General features: G+C 69.4%; 20 protein-coding genes and 1 tRNA gene. 13 read left to right on the top strand and 8 right to left on the bottom strand.

What is annotated here, in order from left to right; genetic code table 11:
* Positions 1-663, top strand: coding sequence for an alpha-ketoglutarate-dependent dioxygenase AlkB family protein (locus ACIQCY_RS00750; protein ID WP_400481976.1), 663 nt, complete (start codon positions 1-3; stop codon positions 661-663).
* Here ACIQCY_RS00750 and ACIQCY_RS00745 read toward each other — a convergent pair.
* The gene (locus ACIQCY_RS00745; RefSeq protein ID WP_400481975.1) at positions 660-1,172 is read right to left on the bottom strand and encodes a DUF664 domain-containing protein; all 513 of its coding nucleotides are present in this window, start codon (positions 1,170-1,172) and stop codon (positions 660-662) included. The two genes, ACIQCY_RS00750 and ACIQCY_RS00745, sit on opposite strands and share 4 nt — an antisense overlap.
* Entirely contained in the window at positions 1,169-1,807 is a 639-nt protein-coding gene (locus ACIQCY_RS00740; RefSeq protein WP_400481974.1) for a GNAT family N-acetyltransferase, read from the bottom strand. Before ACIQCY_RS00740 ends, ACIQCY_RS00745 begins: the two co-directional genes overlap by 4 nt.
* A gap of 230 nt (positions 1,808-2,037) precedes the next feature.
* Between ACIQCY_RS00740 and ACIQCY_RS00735 the strand changes: the two genes are divergently transcribed.
* Positions 2,038-2,343: a hypothetical protein gene (locus tag ACIQCY_RS00735; protein WP_400481973.1), complete on the top strand. Its 306-nt coding sequence runs from the start codon at positions 2,038-2,040 to the stop codon at positions 2,341-2,343.
* Between the two features lie 73 nt (positions 2,344-2,416).
* Here the strand turns inward: ACIQCY_RS00735 and ACIQCY_RS00730 are convergent, their stop codons facing one another.
* Positions 2,417-2,719, bottom strand: a complete 303-nt coding sequence (locus ACIQCY_RS00730) for a DUF4193 domain-containing protein (protein WP_400481972.1) — start codon at positions 2,717-2,719, stop codon at positions 2,417-2,419.
* Here ACIQCY_RS00730 and ACIQCY_RS00725 point away from each other — a divergent pair.
* The 6 genes from ACIQCY_RS00725 to ACIQCY_RS00700 all read left to right on the top strand — a co-directional run bounded on the left by ACIQCY_RS00725 (position 2,718) and on the right by ACIQCY_RS00700 (position 7,407).
* A complete protein-coding gene (locus ACIQCY_RS00725) occupies positions 2,718-3,452 on the top strand; it encodes a DUF2243 domain-containing protein (RefSeq protein WP_400481971.1) in 735 nt (244 codons plus the stop codon). The genes ACIQCY_RS00730 and ACIQCY_RS00725 overlap by 2 nt on opposite strands.
* Complete coding sequence (locus tag ACIQCY_RS00720; protein ID WP_400481970.1) at positions 3,445-4,284, top strand: cytochrome c oxidase assembly protein; 840 nt, start codon at positions 3,445-3,447, stop codon at positions 4,282-4,284. Before ACIQCY_RS00725 ends, ACIQCY_RS00720 begins: the two co-directional genes overlap by 8 nt.
* A gap of 46 nt (positions 4,285-4,330) precedes the next feature.
* Positions 4,331-5,119, top strand: coding sequence for a hypothetical protein (locus tag ACIQCY_RS00715; RefSeq protein ID WP_400481969.1), 789 nt, complete (start codon positions 4,331-4,333; stop codon positions 5,117-5,119).
* Between the two features lie 104 nt (positions 5,120-5,223).
* On the top strand, positions 5,224-5,658 hold the full coding sequence (locus tag ACIQCY_RS00710) for a hypothetical protein (protein WP_400481968.1): 435 nt from the start codon (positions 5,224-5,226) through the stop codon (positions 5,656-5,658).
* 78 nt (positions 5,659-5,736) lie between these two features.
* On the top strand, positions 5,737-7,062 hold the full coding sequence (locus ACIQCY_RS00705; protein WP_400481967.1) for an alpha-amylase family glycosyl hydrolase: 1,326 nt from the start codon (positions 5,737-5,739) through the stop codon (positions 7,060-7,062).
* 78 nt (positions 7,063-7,140) lie between these two features.
* On the top strand, positions 7,141-7,407 hold the full coding sequence (locus ACIQCY_RS00700; RefSeq protein ID WP_400481966.1) for a hypothetical protein: 267 nt from the start codon (positions 7,141-7,143) through the stop codon (positions 7,405-7,407).
* A gap of 61 nt (positions 7,408-7,468) precedes the next feature.
* On the opposite strand, the gene ACIQCY_RS00695 is transcribed toward ACIQCY_RS00700, so the two are convergent.
* Positions 7,469-7,541 (bottom strand) — tRNA-Ala (locus tag ACIQCY_RS00695).
* A gap of 112 nt (positions 7,542-7,653) precedes the next feature.
* Between ACIQCY_RS00695 and ACIQCY_RS00690 the strand changes: the two genes are divergently transcribed.
* From ACIQCY_RS00690 to ACIQCY_RS00675, 4 genes are all read left to right on the top strand, one after another.
* The gene (locus ACIQCY_RS00690) at positions 7,654-9,231 is read left to right on the top strand and encodes a DHA2 family efflux MFS transporter permease subunit (RefSeq protein ID WP_400481965.1); all 1,578 of its coding nucleotides are present in this window, start codon (positions 7,654-7,656) and stop codon (positions 9,229-9,231) included.
* A 36-nt stretch (positions 9,232-9,267) separates the two neighbouring features.
* Positions 9,268-10,755 carry a S10 family peptidase gene (locus ACIQCY_RS00685; RefSeq protein WP_400481964.1) on the top strand — a complete coding sequence of 496 codons (1,488 nt, stop codon included), beginning with the start codon at positions 9,268-9,270 and terminating at the stop codon, positions 10,753-10,755.
* A 64-nt stretch (positions 10,756-10,819) separates the two neighbouring features.
* A complete protein-coding gene (locus ACIQCY_RS00680; protein WP_400481963.1) occupies positions 10,820-10,942 on the top strand; it encodes a hypothetical protein in 123 nt (40 codons plus the stop codon).
* 35 nt (positions 10,943-10,977) lie between these two features.
* Complete coding sequence (locus ACIQCY_RS00675) at positions 10,978-12,747, top strand: glycoside hydrolase family 15 protein (protein ID WP_400482423.1); 1,770 nt, start codon at positions 10,978-10,980, stop codon at positions 12,745-12,747.
* 3 nt (positions 12,748-12,750) lie between these two features.
* On the opposite strand, the gene ACIQCY_RS00670 is transcribed toward ACIQCY_RS00675, so the two are convergent.
* A complete protein-coding gene (locus tag ACIQCY_RS00670) occupies positions 12,751-13,251 on the bottom strand; it encodes a DUF456 domain-containing protein (RefSeq protein WP_400481962.1) in 501 nt (166 codons plus the stop codon).
* Between the two features lie 127 nt (positions 13,252-13,378).
* On the opposite strand from ACIQCY_RS00670, the gene ACIQCY_RS00665 reads away from it, so the two are divergent.
* Complete coding sequence (locus ACIQCY_RS00665) at positions 13,379-14,455, top strand: YrzE family protein (protein WP_400481961.1); 1,077 nt, start codon at positions 13,379-13,381, stop codon at positions 14,453-14,455.
* Between the two features lie 80 nt (positions 14,456-14,535).
* Here the strand turns inward: ACIQCY_RS00665 and ACIQCY_RS00660 are convergent, their stop codons facing one another.
* The 3 genes from ACIQCY_RS00660 to ACIQCY_RS00650 all read right to left on the bottom strand — a co-directional run bounded on the left by ACIQCY_RS00660 (position 14,536) and on the right by ACIQCY_RS00650 (position 17,831).
* On the bottom strand, positions 14,536-15,453 hold the full coding sequence (locus ACIQCY_RS00660; RefSeq protein ID WP_400481960.1) for an SDR family oxidoreductase: 918 nt from the start codon (positions 15,451-15,453) through the stop codon (positions 14,536-14,538).
* A gap of 191 nt (positions 15,454-15,644) precedes the next feature.
* Complete coding sequence (locus tag ACIQCY_RS00655; RefSeq protein WP_400481959.1) at positions 15,645-16,373, bottom strand: DUF4386 family protein; 729 nt, start codon at positions 16,371-16,373, stop codon at positions 15,645-15,647.
* A gap of 264 nt (positions 16,374-16,637) precedes the next feature.
* The gene (locus ACIQCY_RS00650) at positions 16,638-17,831 is read right to left on the bottom strand and encodes a CynX/NimT family MFS transporter (protein ID WP_400481958.1); all 1,194 of its coding nucleotides are present in this window, start codon (positions 17,829-17,831) and stop codon (positions 16,638-16,640) included.
* Positions 17,832-17,905: the final 74 nt, after the last annotated feature.

Below are 17,905 nucleotides of genomic sequence, written 5' to 3'. Positions count from 1 at the left end.
GTGACCGAACCGATCGATGCCCTGATCCCCCGTCCGCGGAGGGAACTGGCGCCTGGCGCCGTGCACCTGCCCGGCTGGCTCGATCCCGGCCACCAGCGGGAACTCGTGGCCCTGTGCCGCACCTGGGCGAGCGGTCCGGTGCCGATGCGGGCGGTGGCGATGCCCAATGGCGGGGTCATGTCCGTGAAGAGCGTGAGCCTCGGCTGGCACTGGCTCCCGTACCGCTACAGCCGCACGGCCGACGACGCCGGCGGTGGCGCCGTCGCGCCGTTCCCCGATGTCCTCCGCGCGCTGGGACGCGACGCGGTGGCTGCTGCGTACGGGCCCGGGGCGGGCTCGTCCTACGAGCCCGATGCCGCCCTGGTCAACTACTACGACGACGCCGCGAAGATGGGCATGCACCAGGACCGGGAGGAGCGGATCAACGCGCCCGTGGTGTCCCTCAGCCTCGGCACGGCGTGCATCTTCCGGTTCGGCAACACGGAGAACAGGAACCGCCCCTGGCAGGACGTGGAGCTGGCATCCGGTGACCTCTTCGTCTTCGGCGGCCCCTCACGGTTCGCCTACCACGGGGTCCCCAGGACGCTGCCGGGCACGGCGCCCGCCGGCATCGGGTTCGACGGCCGGCTCAACATCACGCTGCGCCAGACAGGGCTCGGCTAGCCTCCGGCGAGGATCATGCCGCGTGCGTAGGCGGCTTGTCCCGCGTGCTGCACGGCGTCGTCGAGCACGCTCACGAGACGGACGAGGAGCGTCACCGGCGGATCCCACCGTTCATCGACGACCCGGTGCAGGGCCTCCTCGTCGAGGCCCGCCACGAGGCCCAGGGACCGCTGGTGCACGGCGTCGAAGTAGTCCAGCAACTGCTGCGCCGAATCCACCCGCACGGCGTCGACCTGGTCCGACGAATGTCCGTACCCGGTGTCCCCGTGCTCGAGGCCGAGTCCCCAGCGCTCGGCATGGCCGCCCGCCAGCCATACCTCCTCATGGCCGAAGGCCTCGGCGAAGTGGCTGTCCCCGACGCGCGTGAGGTGCCACACGAGCCAGGCGATGGAGTTCGCCGAACCGCCCGGACGGACGGACAACTGGTCCGCGTCGAGGCCGTCCACGGCGCCGCGGACCAGATCGGGCAGCCGGCCGAATGCTTCGGCGAGCACCTCGACGGACGTCATCTGCTGCCCTGCTCGGCGGCTGCGGCACGGGACGCCACGAGCAGCCTGAACCTCCGGCGCTGCCGGGCGGGGATGAGCGAGAGGAACTGCGGATGGGCGGTCAGGAAATCCTGCGCCTCGGGGCAGTAGGGCATGACGGCGAGGCGCCTGCGATGCGCATTGAGGAGGACCGCCTGCATCAGCACGGGTTCGAGTCCCGTGCGCCGGAACCTCGGGTCGATGACGGTGTGCAGCAGGAGCACGTCCCCGCCGCGCATCTCGTACTGCACGTAGCCCGCCATGATGCCGTTGCGATAGAGCTCGAAGCGGGAGAACAGCGCGTTGTCGCGGAACTTCTCACGGGCGTCCTCCACGCTCCCGCGCTGCTCGGCCTGCCGCTCACGCCGCCCGAGCTCGTGGACGAGTGCGTCATAGCGCTGCCGTGTCGCGAGGGACGGGTGTTCCGTGTCGAGGAGCTCGTACGTCCGGTTGCAGAGCATCCGCAGCTGCCGCGTCGGCGCCTCGGAGAGGTTCACGGGGAAATCCAGGTCGGCCTGCCGGACCGGCGCGAGGTGTGCCCGCCGGGATTCCCAGGAGTGCACCGACTCGTCCTGGGGTGCGGTGGGATGTTCGAGGATGTGCGGAAAGTTGTCCATGGCTAGCTCCACGTCCGGTGGGTCCATGGCCTTCTGCTCGACCAATTCCTGCAGTCTAGGTGTCCTCCCCCGTCTTGCAAAGCTCAGCAGGCTGTCGACCGGCGGGCCCGGTGCCGGCGAATACGGACTCCGGCGAAGCCCCTATCGGGGTCTATCATTCTTCCAGTGGCTCCGCCCGGGGCGGGCCCGGAAACATAAGTCTGGGGAGACGGAATATGGAACGTGGGCGGATGCATTATCCGTTGCGTTACAGGCGCGCACGGTCACTGCTCTACGTGGTCGGCCTGTTCTGGTTGTGGCTGTGGCTCGGCAGCGCGGCGATGATGGAGGGCCTGTACCATTCACCGCTGCATGCCGCCCTCGCGGTGTGGGCACTCGCCGTCGTCGTCCTGGTGTCCATCCCCGCGGCGTTGCTCGCGGCGGCCCGGATGATCCTCATGCACCCACGCCGCACCGCCGTCGTCGTGCCCCTGAACCTCGCTCCACGCCGACCGCAGGAGACCGCCCACTGGTGGTACGGCGAGAAGGCTTCCTGATCCGCGCTTCCCGGGGGAACACGAACGGCGCCACCCCGAGGGGAGGCGCCGTTCGGTTCTTCAGGGGAAGGAGTCAGCCCTCGCAGTCGCTGCAGTACTGCCGGCCGTCCTTCTCCAGCGCGATCTGGCTGCGGTGGCGGACCAGGAAGCAGGAAGCGCACGTGAATTCGTCCTCCTGGGGCGGGATCACCTGGATGAGGAGTTCCTCACCGGACAGGTCGGCGCCCGGCAGGTCGATGCCCTCGGCCGTGTCGCCGTCCTCGATGTCGACCGACGACGACTGGGCGTTGCTGCCGCGGTTCGCCTGGAGCGCCTCCAGGGATTCCGCTTCCTTGTCCTCGTCGTTGTTGCGCGGTGCGTCGTAGTCCGTTGCCATGCCGATGCCGTTCCTCGTGGGGGTCCTGGTGCCGCTGGGGCTCGTGCAGCAATCGAGTCTAGTGGCAAAAATCCGCGCGGACGCCGGTTCCGCGGCGCCTTCCCGTGATGCTTCTCATACCCGTGGGAGCGAACTGTCGCGGCTGCCGAAAGTGGTGGACGTCGCGGTCCGGCCGCTGGCACGCTGGAAGGCATCAGCACCCTCCGACGACGGGGAAAAGACCATCGCTTCGTCCGCCAGACCCCCCGAGCCCGCCCTGCCTGACGGGGCAGCCCGTCTCCAGCGCCGCAACGTCCTGGTGGGTGTCCTGTTCGGCTGCGGGATCATCGCCTTCGTCGACGAGGCCGTGTTCCACCAGCTCCTGCACTGGCACCACTTCTACGACCGCTCCACGCCGGCAGTGGGGCTCGTGTCCGACGGCGTCTTCCACGCCTTCAGCTGGTTCGCGACGGTTGCCTCCCTGTTCCTGTTCGCCGACCTCAGGAGGCGCAATGCCCTCCGTGGGGGTCACTGGCTGGGCGGCATCCTGGTAGGCGTGGGCGCCTTCCAGCTGTTCGACGGCCTGGTGCAGCACAAGCTCCTCGGCCTGCACGAGATCCGGTACGGCGTGGAGCTGCTTCCCTACGACCTGCTGTGGAACGGCGCGGCCGTCGCCTTCCTCGCCGCCGGGTTCCTGGTCCTGCTGCGGGCCAGGCGGAGGGACGGCGGGCTCGCGCATCGGGCCGATGACTGACCACCATACGGGGGGTGCGGGGCTCGCGCCCGAGGACCTCGCAGGCTTTACCCTGGGCGCCGTCGTCGTCCTCGTGTGGCTCGGACTCGCCGTGCTCTACCTCCTCGCCGTGCGTGCCGCGGCCCTGCGGGGACGAAGTGCCTGGCCCGTCCGGCGGTCCGTCTCCTGGTTCGCCGGGGTGGGCCTGGGGCTCGTCGCGGTGGGCCCGCTCGCCCGCGCCGCCGGCGGCAGCCTCTCCGCACACATGGCGGTCCATCTCGTCCTCGGCATGCTCGTCCCGCTGCTGCTCGTCCTCGGAGCTCCGGCAACCCTGTTCCTGCGCGCCGTTCCCGGCGCGATCGGTCGGCGCTACAGCAGGGTGATGGGTGCCGCTCCGGTACGCGTGGTCGCCCATCCGGTGACCGCAGCCCTGCTCGCCACAGGCCCCATGGCCCTGCTGTACTGGGACGGCACCGCCCTCGGACTACTCCACCACCCCGTGTCCGGTCCGCTGCTGCACGTGCACTTCGTCGCATCGGGCGCGCTTTTCGCCTACGCCGTCGTCGGGGTCGACCCGAATCGGCACAGGGCGGCCGTGGGACTCAGGGCCACTGTGATCGTCGCGACGATCGCCGTCCATGGCGTGGTGGCGAAGCACCTCTACGCCGTGGCGGGCCAGGGCCTGCCCGCCGACACGGAGCAGGCGGCGCAGCTGATGTACTACGGCGGTGACGCCGTGCACGCACTGCTGCTCGTGGTGTTCTGCGCACAGGTCTACCGGGAGGGCGGGCGCCGCCTCCGGCACTCCGGCCCGCCAGGGACCGCCGCTGCTCTGCCCGGGCCCGTTGTGTAGCCTTGCCGGAGCGGGCCCAGGGCCCGGTTCCCGCCGAAGGATCACCATGCCACGCCTCGCACCTCTTGTGGGACTCCCCCTCGCGGTCCTGCTCGCCCTGACGGCCTGCTCGTCCCCGTCCGAGGACTCCCCGGAAGCATCCTCCGAAGCCGCGTCCTCTTCGGAGGCGTCGCCCGGGCCCTCCGCCGCACCGCCGTCCGACGTTCAGCAGCCGACGGCGCCCGGCGCCGCCACCTCCGGCGGAGCAGGCACCTACTCCTCCGAGGAGCTCGCAGGCATCCTCGGCGAGGTGGCCCAGGCCGACGGCCAGGCCCTGCAGGTGATCCCCGCGGCGCAGCTGGACCAGGGGATGGACCGGGCGCGGGAGTTCCTCGAGTCGGTCGTGATCACACCCGGCGAATGTTCCGTGTTCGTCTCGAACAGCCTCGAAGCCCCTGACGGAGCCGGATTCGCCGCAGGCGTGTCCAGCTCCAACGGGGATGCCGTCCAGACCGTCGTCTCGGTCTCGTCCTCCTCCGACACCGCCTTCACGCAGCACCGCCTCGATGCCGCCGCAGCAGCGATGGACGCGTGCGCCTCCTTCAGCGTCGAGGCGCAGGGCGTGGTCCTCGAGCAGACGGTCCAGGCGGTGGACGCGGCGACGGACGCGGAGGGGACGTTCGGCAACCTGACGCTGCAATCCTCCGCGGACGGCGCCCGGCAGGAGACCATGACCATCATCGGGACCCGCGGCGACCTCGCGGTGACCGCCGTCAGGACGGCCCGGGACACGCTGCCCGCGGGGACGCAGGACGAACTCCAGGACCTCGTCGACGAGACGCTCGCCCTCCGGTGACCTCGTGGTCGGGGAGTGGACAGCGGTATGTCACTCCGCATATAACTAGTTTACAGAACTAGTTGGCAGCAGGATTCGTCTTCTCGATCGAAAGGGCGCGGACCATGACGCAGACCATCAGTGACATCATCGGCGTGGGAGATACGGCCGTCGGCGCCCCCCTCCACTGCGGGGAGCCCATGACGCTGCGCGAGACCTCCTACCGGGGTGCCGCCTACGGCATCGTCCCGCAGCCCGTCGCCGGCTTCGACATCGAACTCGTGTGGGCCTGCTCGTGCGGCTTCCAGCTCTCCCACGAGGAGCCCGCCGAGCTCGCGCTCCCCCTGTCCCCCGCCCTGCGCCGCGTCGCGGCGGCCGCAGCGGACGTCGAGTCCGCCCGGTGGCACCTCGACCAGCTGACCGGCGAACTCGAAGCCGCAGTGCTGCGGGCAGCTGACAGCGGCGCAGCGATCGTCGATATCGCCGAAGCGGCGCACCTCGAGCCCGCGGACGTGCAGCAACTCGCCTCCGGCGGCCCCCTCCTCGGCAACGTAGGCTAGGAAGGACGCCGGACCCCTCCGGGACCGGCCCGCCGCCGCCACCCGGGCCGGCGGCACCGACGGAAGGGCAATCGCCCCATGAACGAACCCCCCTGGATCCAGCACGCCGTCTGGTGGCAGGTCTATCCCCTGGGTTTCGTGGGCGCGGAGAAGAACGCCACCACGGATCCTGCTGCCCCGCACCGCCTGCTGGACCTGCTGCCATGGCTCGACTACGCGGTGGAACTCGGTGCATCGGGACTTGCCCTCGGTCCCGTCTTCGCCTCCGAGACGCACGGCTACGACACGACGGACTACTTCCGGATCGATCCCCGGCTCGGGACACTCGAGGACTTCGACACCCTCGTCGCCGAAGCGCACCAGCGCGGCCTTCGGATCCTGCTCGACGGCGTCTTCAACCACACGGGGCGCTCCTTCCCCGCCTTCCAGGATGTCCTTCTGCACGGCCCCGCTTCCGCGAACGCCTCCTGGTTCACCCTCGACTGGGCCGCCGGCGCCGAGCCCGGCACCGAACCCGGATACCGCGACTTCGAGGGCCACCACCACCTCGTGGCACTGAACCATGAGGAACCCGCCGTCGCGGACCTCGTCGTCGAGGTCATGGCGTACTGGCTCGGCCGGGGTGCGGCCGGCTGGCGGCTCGACGCCGCCTACGCCGTCCCGTCGTCCTTCTGGTCGGCCGTCACGGCGCGGGTGCGGTCCTCGCACCCGGACGCCTACTTCGTCGGAGAGTACATCCATGGCGACTACGCGTCGGACGTCCGGGCCGGCGGCCTCGATTCCGCCACGCAGTACGAGCTGTGGAAGGCCGTCTGGAGTTCCCTCAACGATGCCAACTTCTTCGAACTCGCCGCCGCGCTCGAGCGGCACAACGCGCTCCTGGCATCCTTCGCCCCGCTCACCTTCATCGGGAACCACGACGTCACGCGCATCGCCAGCAGACTGACCGATCCGGAGCTGCTGCCGCACGCCGTCGCGATCCTGCTCACCACCGGCGGGACACCGTCCATCTACTACGGCGACGAGCAGGGCTACCGGGGCGTCAAGGAGGACCGGGCGGGAGGCGACGACGACGTCAGGCCGCTCTTCCCGCGCTCGCCGGGAGACCTCTCCCCCGTCGGCAGGCCCGTGTTCGAGGTCCACCAGCAGCTCATCGGACTCCGGCGGCGCCATCCCTGGCTGCACCGCGCGACGTCGGAGATCCTGCACCTCTCGAACGAGGTGCTGACGTACCGAATGTCGGCGGGCGGGCCCGAATCACTGGTGGTCGCACTGAATCTCTCGCAGCGGGCCCAGCCGGTCGGGACCGGCGGTGCGGCCTCCGTGCTCGCGGGCCGGGCGACCCTGGAGGGCGGCCCGGGCAGGGCCCTCCTGCCGGCGCGGGGCTGGGCCGTCCTGGGCTGAGACGCGATCGCATCCGGCCCGCGACGCGGCAATGTGGCGGATGGATAATGGAGGCAGTCGTCTGCACAGGAGGATCGCATGAGCTCGGAAGACCAGCGCGGAAATCTCGACACCGTCGATTTCACGCCGTGGCCGCGGCCGGTCCCGCTCCACGTGCTCAACGGCGCCAAGAAGCTGCTGCTCGTGGCCGCGATCCTCGTGGGCGTGCACCAGCTCTTCCCCTCCACGAGCATCGGATCCTCCCTGAGCAGCACCTTCACCCTGCTCGTGGTGATGTCCTGGCTCGGGCCGCTCGCCCGGATCCTGGCGGCGCGGCCCTGGACGCGCAAGGCCGCCGAGGAGTGACGCCCCCGCACGAAAGAAGCGAGGCTCCTGCGTACAGGAGCCTCGCTTCTTCGGGAAACCGTGGAGCTTGGGGGAATCGAACCCCCGACCTTTTCATTGCGAACGAAACGCTCTACCAACTGAGCTAAAGCCCCGGACACCACGTCGAACACCAACACTGTACCCAAGAGGACGGCCTGATCCCAAAGTGGCCCTCCCGCAGGGACCGGAACCGGAGTGTCGGCGTGCGGGCGTAGTCTTCTCCCCATGTCCAGCAATGCCCCGCAGGCGGCCCCTGCCCCGGTCCAGGACGACGACGTACGGCCCTGGCCCGCCCTGTGGTCGCTCGTCATCGGCTTCTTCATGATCCTCGTGGATTCGACGATCGTCTCCGTCGCCACCCCCGCCATCATGGAAGGGCTGGGCGCCGGCATCGACAGCGTCATCTGGGTGACCAGCGCCTACCTGCTGGCCTACGCCGTACCGCTGCTCGTGACGGGCCGGCTCGGTGACCGCTTCGGGCCGAAGCGCATCTACCTGGTGGGCCTCGTGGTCTTCACCCTCTCCAGCGCCTGGTGCGGACTCTCGGGCACGGTGGAGGTACTGATCATCGCGCGCGTCCTGCAGGGCCTCGGCGCCGCCCTCATGACTCCCCAGACCATGTCCGTCATCACCCGCATCTTCCCGCCCGAACGCCGCGGGGCGGCCATGGGCCTGTGGGGTTCGGTCGCCGGCATCGCGACGCTCGTCGGCCCCGTACTCGGCGGCGTCCTGGTCGATTCCGCCGGGTGGGAGTGGATCTTCTTCATCAACGTCCCCGTCGGCGTCGTGGGGTTCGTCCTCGCGGCCCGGCTCGTCCCCACCCTCCCGACGACGTCGCACCGGTTCGACATGCTCGGCGTCTTCCTCAGCGCCGCGGGCCTGTTCTGCCTGGTCTTCGGCATCCAGGAAGGCGAGAGCTACGAGTGGGGCACCATCGCGGGCCCGCTCTCGGTGTGGTCGCTCATCATCACGGGCATCGTGCTCCTCGTGGCCTTCGTCGCCTGGCAGCGCATCAATCGCGGGGAACCGCTCGTGCCGCTCAGGCTCTTCCGCGACCGCAACTTCTCCCTGGCCAATACCTCCATCACGGCCATGGGCTTCTCCATCACCACCATGACGCTGCCGCTGATGCTCTACGCACAGACCGTCCGCGGCCTCTCCCCGACGCAGGCAGCCCTCCTCCTGACGCCGATGGCCGTCATCTCGGGCGTCCTCGCCCCGTTCGTCGGCAAGTACGTCCAGCGCGGCAATCCCAAGTACATGGCCATCGCCGGATTCGCCGGCATGTCCGCGGCCCTCTTCTGGCTCGGATCCATCCTCACGCCCGACGTACCGATCTGGCAGCTCCTGCTCCCCATCTCCCTGCTCGGCCTCTCCAGCGCCGGGATCTGGGCTCCCGTCTCCCTGACGGCCACGCGCAACCTCGCACCCTCCCTCGCGGGGGCCGGCTCGGGCGTCTACAACACGACGCGCCAGATGGGCGCCGTCCTCGGCAGCGCGGCCGTCGCCGCCGTGATGCAGTCACGCCTCATGAGCAACATCGGGGACGGTGGGATGAGCGCCACTCCCGGCGCCGCCCTGCCGGACGAGGCGAAGGCCGGCTACGCCCTCTCCATGGGCCAGTCGCTCTACCTGCCGGCAACCGTGATCATCCTCGGTTTCGCCGCGGCCCTGTTCTTCGCGAAGCCCCAGCAGAACCGCGCCTGGGCGCGCGACGCCGGCGCCGCCGGAAGTCCTCCTGCCGGTCCTTCCCGGCAGAAGCGCGAGGACCGGCAGCGGGCAGCGACACCCGCCGACACGTGAGCGGTTGCCTCGGGGAACTACCGGTAGTCTTCTGCCATGGCTGATGAGACGAAGGACACACCGGACGACGCTGCGAAGGTCGCAGGCAACTCCGAGGCGAAGGAGGTCTCGGACGATTTCGCGGTCAGGGAGCACACCTCGCCCTCGGGCCTGAAGTACACCACGACCGCCGGGCGCCTCGTGCTCCGCCGCGAGGAGACCAAGGACGGCAAGGCGGACGGGTTCAAGGCCAAGGCCGAGATCTTCATCGTCGCCTACACCAAGCAGGACGCCGAGCCGGGCCGCCCGGTCACGTTCGCCTTCAACGGCGGTCCCGGTTCCGCCTCGGTCTGGCTCCACCTGGGCCTGCTCGGCCCCCGCCTCGTCGATTCCGGTGACGTCGGCGCCATGACGCCGGCTCCCTTCGGCCTCGTCGACAACCCCGACAGCCTCCTCGAGTCGAGCGACCTCGTGCTGATCGATCCCGTCAACACCGGCTACTCCCGGGTCGTCGAGGGCGAGAAGTCCGACGAGTTCCACGCGTTCGTCCAGGACAGGGACCTCGTGGCCGAGGTGATCCGCCTCTGGACGACCCGCAACAACCGTTGGCTCTCCCCCAAGTACCTCGTCGGGGAGTCCTACGGCACGCTGCGTGCGGTCGCCGTCGCCGGCCGCCTCTTCGACGCCTACGGCATGGCGGTCAACGGGCTCGGGCTCATCTCCACGGTGCTCAACATGTCCACGCTGCGCTTCTTCCCCGGAAGCGACCTCCCCTACGCGCTCCACCTGCCCACCTACGCCGCCATCGCGCACTACCATGGCCGCCACGGCGACCGCGAGCTCTCCGACGTGGTCCGCGAGGCCGAGGAGTACGCGGCGCGGGACTTCGGCTATGCCCTCACCCAGGGCAGCCGGCTGACCGCCGAGGAGCACGAGGAGGTCGTGGCGAGGCTGCACGCCATCACCACGCTCGACGAGGGCTTCATCCGCCGCACGGACTTCCGCTGGGCGTACCACGAGTTCGCCGCGGAGATCCTCCGGTCCGAAGGGCGCGCCGTCGGCCGCATCGACGGCCGCTTCACGGCGAGGCCGGACAACCTGCAGGCCTCGGACTCCTTCGACGATCCGAGCATCCGCGCCATCACCGGGCCCTACTCCGCCGCCATGAACCACTACGTGCGCGCCGAACTCGGCTACGAGAACGACCTCCCCTACGAGATCCTCACCGCCCGCGTGCAGCCCTGGAGCTACCGGACCTTCGAAGGTGCGCCCGTCGACGTCTCGGGGGTCCTGGAGCGGCTCCTCGTCCACAACCCCACCCTCCGCGTCCACGTGGACTACGGGTACCACGACGGCGCCACGCCCCACTTCGCGGCCGAGTACGTCTGGGCGCACATGAACCTCGATGATGCCGCCCGTGCCCGCTTCACGCACCACTACCACGAGGCCGGTCACATGATGTACCTCAACCCGATAGCACGGGACGCCCAGCTCCGCGCGCTGCGCGCCTTCGTGAGCGGGGCGGAGACCGGTCGGGAACAGTAAGTAGGATGATGATAATGACCGGCGGCGGCCGTCGCCGCCGGTTCCCGACCGTAAGGACGTCATCATGCTGAAAAGGATCCTCTGGGCGCTCGTGCCCGTCATCGCCTCCCGCGTGCTCAGCCAGCGCCGGTCAGGGCAGCAGCCGCGAGCGGACAAGACGCGCTACAACAACAAGTACGGCAGGTAGAAGCCCGCGGCGCCGGGAACAGGAGGGGATCGGCCATTCCACGTCGTGACACGGACGGCTTCGCCGATATCCGCTCCTACGCCGCCATCGGCGATGGGCGGACGGTGGCGCTGGTATCGCTGGACGGTTCCATCGACTGGTACCCCACACCGGACCTCGACTCGACGCCGGCCTTCGCGCGGCTGCTGGATGCGGACGAAGGCTTCATGTCCTTGGCTCCCACCGGCGCGTTCTCCGTGGAGCGGCGCTACGCGGACGGCACCAACGTCCTCGAGACGACGTACACCACGGCCACCGGCACCGTCCGTGTCACGGACTCCCTCAACACCGGCGTCGCTGGGAGGCTGCCGTGGGGGGAGCTCGCCCGCCGCATCGACGGCCTCACCGGATCCGTGGACATGGCGTGGTCGATCACGCCCGGCACGTGTTTCGGTTCCGCATCGCCGTGGCTCGACAACGGGCCGGACGACCCGGTCCTGCGGATCGACGCCGTCGGGCTCGGCATCCGCGGGCTCAACCATGGACTGAGAACGCCGCAGGGACCGTCGGTCGAAGGCGCGTTCACGACATCGGCCGGGTCCCGCCACCTCGTGGCCGTCATCTCGACGCACGGTGAGCCGCTCCCCCTGCAGGACCCGCAGACCATCGACGACGGCGTGGACCGCACCATCCGCAACTGGCAGTCGTGGTCCGACAACTTCGCCTACGACGGCGACTACCGGCACGCCGTCCTCCGCAGCGCGCTCACGCTGAAGCTGCTGCTGCACAGCCCGTCCGGTTCGATCGCCGCAGCCGCCACGACCTCCCTTCCCGAGAGCGCCGCGGGCGGCAAGAACTGGGACTACCGCTACGCGTGGGTACGGGACACCGCATATACGCTGCACTCCCTCACGCGTGCAGGGCTCCGCGAGGAGGTCCACGCCGCGGTGTCGTGGATGCTCAAGAACCTGCGGACCCAGGGGTCCGACCTCGAGGTGTTCACCCGGTTGAACGGTGAGATCCCCGAGGGCACGTCCCGCCCCGACCTCACGGGCTGGCGGAACAACGGGCCCGTGGTGAACGGGAACCCCGCGGCGGGCCAGCTCCAGCTGGGCGTCTTCGGCGACGTGTTCGACATCGTCTGGCAGTACGTCCAGGCGGGCCACGTGCTCGACCCCGCGACCATGCGGCAGCTCGCGGACCTGGCCGACCTCACGTGCGACATCTGGCGGCGACGCGACGCCGGCATGTGGGAGCTGCCCGAGGAACGCCACTACGTCACCTCGAAGCTGGGCTGCTGGAACGCACTCCGCTGCGCCGTCCTGCTCGCGGAACGCTCGCAGCTGCAGGGTCCCGTGGAGCGATGGGCCGCCGAGCGCGACCGCATCCGCGACTGGGTCCACGAACACGGCTGGTCCGAGGAGCGCCAGAGCTATATCTGGTACCCGGGCTCCACCGAGCTGGACGCCTCGATCCTGCTGCACGCGATGAGCGGGTTCGACACCGGACCGCGTATGTCCTCGACCATCGATGCGCTGCGCGAGGAACTCGGCGCGGGCCCCCTCCTCTACCGCTACAGCGGGATGCAGGAGGAGGAGGCAAGCTTCGTGGCCTGCGCCTACTGGATGGTGTCCGCGCTCGTCGCCGTCGGCCGGCGCGACGAGGCGGTGGACCTCATGGAGGCGCTCCTGCCGCTCGCCAACGACGTCGGCATCATGTCCGAGATGATCGAACCGTCCGACAGTTCCTTCATGGGCAACATCCCGCAGGGCCTGAGCCACCTCGCGCTGATCGTCGCGGCCCTGTCCATCTCGGGCAAGGCCTGAGGCTCACGACGTCGCGAAGTAGACCCACACGCCGATCACCCAGGTGGTCCCCGCGAGGCAGGCCAGGGCCAGCTCGGCGAGGATGCCGAGGCCCGTCGCCTTCAGTGCGTGGAGGCTCGAGGTGAGGGCGGCTCGGGCGTTGCGCTGCCGGGCGAATTCGCTCGTGAACAGTCCGAGCGCGAACCCGACGAACAGTCCGACGACGGGGATGACGAACATGCCGACGATCCCGGTGAGGACGCCGATGGTCACCGACCTGCCCGGGATCCGGCGCTGCCTGAGCGTACGGCCCGTGAGCACCACGCCCGCCGCGAGGCCGGCACCCGCCAGCACGGTGCCGATCGCGAAGACCACCCAGCCCTCGGTGGCGGCCACGGTCAGCGCCCACGCGAGCAGCGACACGATGATGAGGATGCTCCCCGGCAGTACCGGAACCACCACTCCCGCGATTCCGACCGCGATGAGCGCACCGCACACGACCGTCATGAAGACCTGTAGATCCATGAGCCCAGTCTTGCATCCCGCGGAACGCTGCTGCGCCGGAACAGGACCTGCCGCCGCCCGCGTGGAATACTGGTGGAAATACTAAGCCACCTTAGCGAGCCTGCGGGCCCTGAGATCAGGAGGACTGATGAGCACACCAGGAACAGGGAACACGGACGACGGCCGCCGGCACGCCGACAACCCGGACACTCCCACCGAACTGATGGACACGGGACGATCCGGCGCCGGCGCAACCAGCGCGGGCCGCACCGGTGACGGCGGGGCCGGGAGCAGCACTGCCGGTGCGAGCCGGTTCGGCCAGGACAGTACCGCGGACGACGACGGCGCCGGCGACTACGTGCCCGGCGCCTACTCGTCCGACGACGACACGAGCGGCGAGTACGTGCCCGGCATGTACTCCGACGGCTCCCACTCCGTCGCGGACACGGCACCGACGCGCGAGCACACCCAGGCACCGATCTCCGCATCGCGTGAATCCTCGGACTACCGCGAGAGGGAGCCGAAGACGCAGGCCCACACGCAGGTGGTGCCCGTGACGGCGTCGAGATCCGATGCGGAGCCCCGCAGCGAGGACCGGGACCGGCGCAAGCTGCCCCGCGGGGTAGCCGCGGGGTCGGTGGTTCCGAGCCTCGAGGACCGCAAGCTGCTCCACCAGCGCGAGAAGGAGCACTTCGGCGGCATGAAGTTCGGCTCCGCCTTCTTCGGCTGGCTGACCGCCACCGGGATGTTCGTGCTGCTCTCGGCGCTCGCGGGAGCCGTGGCCGCACTCTTCGGCGCCGGAGCGAACCTGTCCGCGTCGGACCTGACGAGTGGCTCCGCCGAGGCGCAGAGCACAGGCATCACGGCCGCCGTGATCCTCGGCGTCATCCTGCTGCTCTCCTACTTCGCCGGCGGGTATGTCGCCGGGCGCATGGCGCGTTTCAGCGGCATCAAGCAGGGCGTCGCGGTCTGGCTCTGGGCCGTCATCGTCGCCGTGGTCCTCGCGATCATCGGTTTCATCGCCGGCAACCAGGCGAACGTCTCGGAGCGGTTCCAGGGCCTCGGCGTCCCCTCCTCGCAGGACCTCACGGGCCCCGGCCTGATCGGCCTGCTCGTCGTGGCCGCCGTCGCACTCATCGGGGCGATCCTCGGCGGCCTCGCCGGGATGCGCTACCACCGGAAAATCGACCGCGCCGACTTCGACGCCCTCGAGGACGCCGAGTAGCACCCAGCAGGCGATACACAAGCAGACAGCCCCGGACTCCAGGAGTCCGGGGCTGTCTGCTTGTCTGAGGGCTGCCGGCCTTACGGCGTGGGCATCCCGCCGTTAACGTTGAGGGTCTCGCCGAGCACGTAGCTCGCCTCGGAGGATGCGAGGAAGACGTACGCCGGGGCGAGCTCGGTCGGCTGACCGGCACGGCCCAACGGGGTGTCCTTGCCGAACTCGGGCAGCGCCTCGGCGGGCTGCCCACCCGAAGGCTGCAGCGGCGTCCAGATGGGACCCGGCGCCACCGCGTTGACGCGGATCCCCTTGGGTGCGAGCTGCTGGGCCAGGCCCTTGGTGAAGTTGTTGATGGCCGCCTTGGTGCTCGCGTAGTCGACGAGCGTCGGCGACGGCTCATACGCCTGGATGGACGTGGAGTTGATGATCGCCGAGCCGGGCTGGAGGTGCTTGAGCGCTTCCTTGGTCACACGGAAGAACGAATAGATGTTCGTCTTGTACGTGTGGTCCAGCTGCTCGTCGCTCAGCTCCTCGAGCGATTCCACGGCCACCTGCTTGGCGGCATTGTTGACGAGGATGTCCAGTCCGCCGAGTCCGTCCACGGCCTGCTGTACCAGGGCGGTGCAGTACTCGGGGTCCTTCAGGTCACCCGGGATACAGACGGCCGTGCGGCCTTCCGCCTCGATCAGTTCCTTGACGACCTGCGCGTCCTCCTCCTCCTCGGGAAGATAGGCGAGGGCGACGTCGGCGCCTTCACGCGCGTATGCGATGGCGACGGCGGCGCCGATGCCGGAATCGGCACCGGTGATGAGGGCCTTGCGGCCCATGAGACGACCGGTCCCGCGGTAGGAGGTCTCGCCGCGGTCGGCCTTGAGCTCCATGCTCGCCTCGAGCCCGGGCTCTGATTGCTGCTCGGCCGGCGGGGTGATGCTCTCGAACCTGGTCACCGGGTTCTGGAAGGTGTACTGGTCGGTCGATCCTGCTGTGCTCTCGGAGGTCATAAGTGTTCTCCCTGTGCAGAGTGCGTGTCCGGGCGCCTCGACGGGCGCCCGGCTGGAATGTCGACTGAGCCGATGAAGCTAAGCCTGCTTATTACCCTAGGGGCGAGGGTTGACCCAGACAAGTTCGCCCGGGCGCTGCAAGCCGGTGGCGCGATGCGCTGTCGATGGGTACGCCGTCGCCCGGGTACTCCTCACCGGCCCTGCCGGCGCGCGAGACGAATCAGTGCGATTCCGGTGGCGACGAACCAGACCCACAGAAGAACCCCGTATCCCCAGTAGAACTCGGGAGCCGCGTGCCGCAACGCTTCACTGACCACGCCCAGGGCCCCGGTCGCGATACCGAGCAGCGCAAGCCAGCGCGGCAGGACGCCCCGTGTCATGACCAGCGAGATAAGCAGTATGCCCAGCGCTGACAGCACCCCGACGATGGCCGGGGTGTTGTTCTCCGCGATGATCGCTTCCGCCGCCGTGGTGTAGGCGCGGCGTTCCTCGTCGGACGCGGCACCCTGATACCGGTCACTGAGATATACCAGCGAGAGGGACCCGCGGCTCGTGACGGGAACGGCGAGGATCAACGCCCAGGGAACAGCGCCCACCACTGCGGCCAGCAGCGCAAGGCTCCTGTCCAGGTGCGACAGCGCGACGAAGAGCGCCATAAAGACGATCACCGGAAGGATGTTGGGCAGGATCCACAGAATCTGCTCCGCGACATAGATCGGTTTGTTCGCGGCGATGAACTCGAGGGTGGCCTTGCCCCCATGGATCGGAGGCGGAGCCATGAAATCGAGGACGAGCGCAGTGACCAGCAGCGGAACGAAAAGAACCGACCCCAGCCCGGCGATCAGGTAGAGGGAGCTCCACGACTCCCCGCGGCCTGCTGTCAGCCGCTCATCCGTGCTGCGGTGGGTCGGTGTGCTCATACCCTCCACCCTCGTCCGGTCAGGATGATCCGGGCAGGGTCGTTGGACCCTGTTCCTACCCGGCTGATCGGAACCGAGGACGGTCCGTTGCTTCCAGGGCGTCAGAAGACGACGGAGAAGAAACCTGCACCGATGCTGAGGATCAGGGCTGCAACCAGGAGCCAGACGATCGGGGTTCGGAGCTTGCGCATATGATCCATAGTGGGCCCCAGTCTAGCCGCCGGGCACGGGAGGAGGACCTGCACACCCGTCCCGGACCCGGCCTCAGTGGTTCTTCGGCACCCGATGCACCGAGCCGGTGGTGCTGGCGAAGAAGATCAGCACGGACGCCAGGAGGACCAGCAGGGCCGGGGTCCAGGACCCCGAGACGTCGTGGATGTAGCCCAGCAGGGGCGGCGCCACCGCGGCGAAGCAATAGCCCAGCCCCTGCACGATGGCTGACATGCGTCCGGCGGACGCCTGGTCGCGGGCGAGCCGGATGATCGCGATGAAGATCACCGTGATGCCTCCGCCCTGGGCGATGCCGCCACTGATGGACCAGAGCCACCAGAGCTCGGGGGCCAGGAGCAGGCCCGCGGGGACCGCGGTCCACAACACACCCAGCGTGGCGGCCACCGCCGTCGTACTCATGAACCTGGCGGCGAACGGCACCCCGAGGCCGCCCACGATCGCGAGGATCTGGAAGATGGAGGACCCGGCACCGGCCTCGGCGACGGTCATGCCGAGTTCGTCGTGCAGGTAGCTGGGCAGCCACGCGGTCACCCCGTAGTAGGAGAACGCCTGCATGGCGAAGCCCGCCGTCAGGCCCGCCGTGATCCATCCGGAGCCCCGGACGGGGGGCAACGTGGTGTCACCGCGATCCTCGGCGGACACCAGGAACGCATTCCTCGGGCCGACGGCCAGGGTCCAGAAGGCGACCGCGACCACCGCCACGACGGCGATCGCCGCGAGCGCGACCCGCCACCCGGCCAGCCCGGCGAGCGGCGCGGTCACCACCGAGGTGAGGAAGGACCCGATGTTCAGCGCCGCGGTGTAGATACCCATGGCCGTACCCTGCCGCGCCGGCGCGAAGTCACGCCGGATGATGAGCGGCACGGCGATGTTGCCCACCGTGATCGCGAGCCCGATCAGCACGGTCCCCGCCACCACCAGCAGCGGGCCGCCCGCGGAGCGCACCACCACGCCGGCCAGCACGCCGAGGATCGTCAGCGTGACCGCGAACTCGGCGCCCAGCCTCCTGGTGGCGAGGGACGCGAGCGGTGCCGCGAGCGAGAAGCACAGCACCGGGATGCTCGTGAGCAGCCCGAGCAGGGCAGGCGGGAAGCCCAGGTCCGCCTGCATCTGGTCCACCACCGGGGCGATGGCCACGATGGGGCCTCGCAGGTTGAGGGCCACCAGGCCGATGCAGGCGAGCAGGACGTAGCTCTTCGGCACCCCGGCGAGGACCCGGGCACTCATCGAGCGGCGGACGGGAGAGGCAGCTGTTTCATCACTCCCATTGCTATCACGCCCGTTGCAGGCGCCGACGCCGT

The organism is Arthrobacter sp. NPDC092385, assembly GCF_044755105.1.
In the GTDB taxonomy this organism is placed as follows: domain Bacteria; phylum Actinomycetota; class Actinomycetes; order Actinomycetales; family Micrococcaceae; genus Arthrobacter_D.
This window is presented reverse-complemented; position numbering and strand designations above follow the sequence as displayed.

Bases quoted from the DNA above. Each gene is read 5' to 3' on its own strand.
- ACIQCY_RS00745 (WP_400481975.1), bottom strand. From the start codon at position 1,172: ATGACGTCCGTCGAGGTGCTCGCCGAAGCATTCGGCCGGCTGCCCGAT.
- ACIQCY_RS00740 (WP_400481974.1), bottom strand. From the start codon at position 1,807: ATGGACAACTTTCCGCACATCCTCGAACATCCCACCGCACCCCAGGAC.
- ACIQCY_RS00735 (WP_400481973.1), top strand. From the start codon at position 2,038: ATGCATTATCCGTTGCGTTACAGGCGCGCACGGTCACTGCTCTACGTG.
- ACIQCY_RS00725 (WP_400481971.1), top strand. From the start codon at position 2,718: ATGCCGATGCCGTTCCTCGTGGGGGTCCTGGTGCCGCTGGGGCTCGTG.
- ACIQCY_RS00730 (WP_400481972.1), bottom strand. From the start codon at position 2,719: ATGGCAACGGACTACGACGCACCGCGCAACAACGACGAGGACAAGGAA.
- ACIQCY_RS00720 (WP_400481970.1), top strand. From the start codon at position 3,445: ATGACTGACCACCATACGGGGGGTGCGGGGCTCGCGCCCGAGGACCTC.
- ACIQCY_RS00715 (WP_400481969.1), top strand. From the start codon at position 4,331: ATGCCACGCCTCGCACCTCTTGTGGGACTCCCCCTCGCGGTCCTGCTC.
- ACIQCY_RS00710 (WP_400481968.1), top strand. From the start codon at position 5,224: ATGACGCAGACCATCAGTGACATCATCGGCGTGGGAGATACGGCCGTC.
- ACIQCY_RS00705 (WP_400481967.1), top strand. From the start codon at position 5,737: ATGAACGAACCCCCCTGGATCCAGCACGCCGTCTGGTGGCAGGTCTAT.
- ACIQCY_RS00700 (WP_400481966.1), top strand. From the start codon at position 7,141: ATGAGCTCGGAAGACCAGCGCGGAAATCTCGACACCGTCGATTTCACG.
- ACIQCY_RS00690 (WP_400481965.1), top strand. From the start codon at position 7,654: ATGTCCAGCAATGCCCCGCAGGCGGCCCCTGCCCCGGTCCAGGACGAC.
- ACIQCY_RS00685 (WP_400481964.1), top strand. From the start codon at position 9,268: ATGGCTGATGAGACGAAGGACACACCGGACGACGCTGCGAAGGTCGCA.
- ACIQCY_RS00680 (WP_400481963.1), top strand. From the start codon at position 10,820: ATGCTGAAAAGGATCCTCTGGGCGCTCGTGCCCGTCATCGCCTCCCGC.
- ACIQCY_RS00670 (WP_400481962.1), bottom strand. From the start codon at position 13,251: ATGGATCTACAGGTCTTCATGACGGTCGTGTGCGGTGCGCTCATCGCG.
- ACIQCY_RS00665 (WP_400481961.1), top strand. From the start codon at position 13,379: ATGAGCACACCAGGAACAGGGAACACGGACGACGGCCGCCGGCACGCC.
- ACIQCY_RS00660 (WP_400481960.1), bottom strand. From the start codon at position 15,453: ATGACCTCCGAGAGCACAGCAGGATCGACCGACCAGTACACCTTCCAG.
- ACIQCY_RS00655 (WP_400481959.1), bottom strand. From the start codon at position 16,373: ATGAGCACACCGACCCACCGCAGCACGGATGAGCGGCTGACAGCAGGC.
- ACIQCY_RS00650 (WP_400481958.1), bottom strand. From the start codon at position 17,831: ATGAGTGCCCGGGTCCTCGCCGGGGTGCCGAAGAGCTACGTCCTGCTC.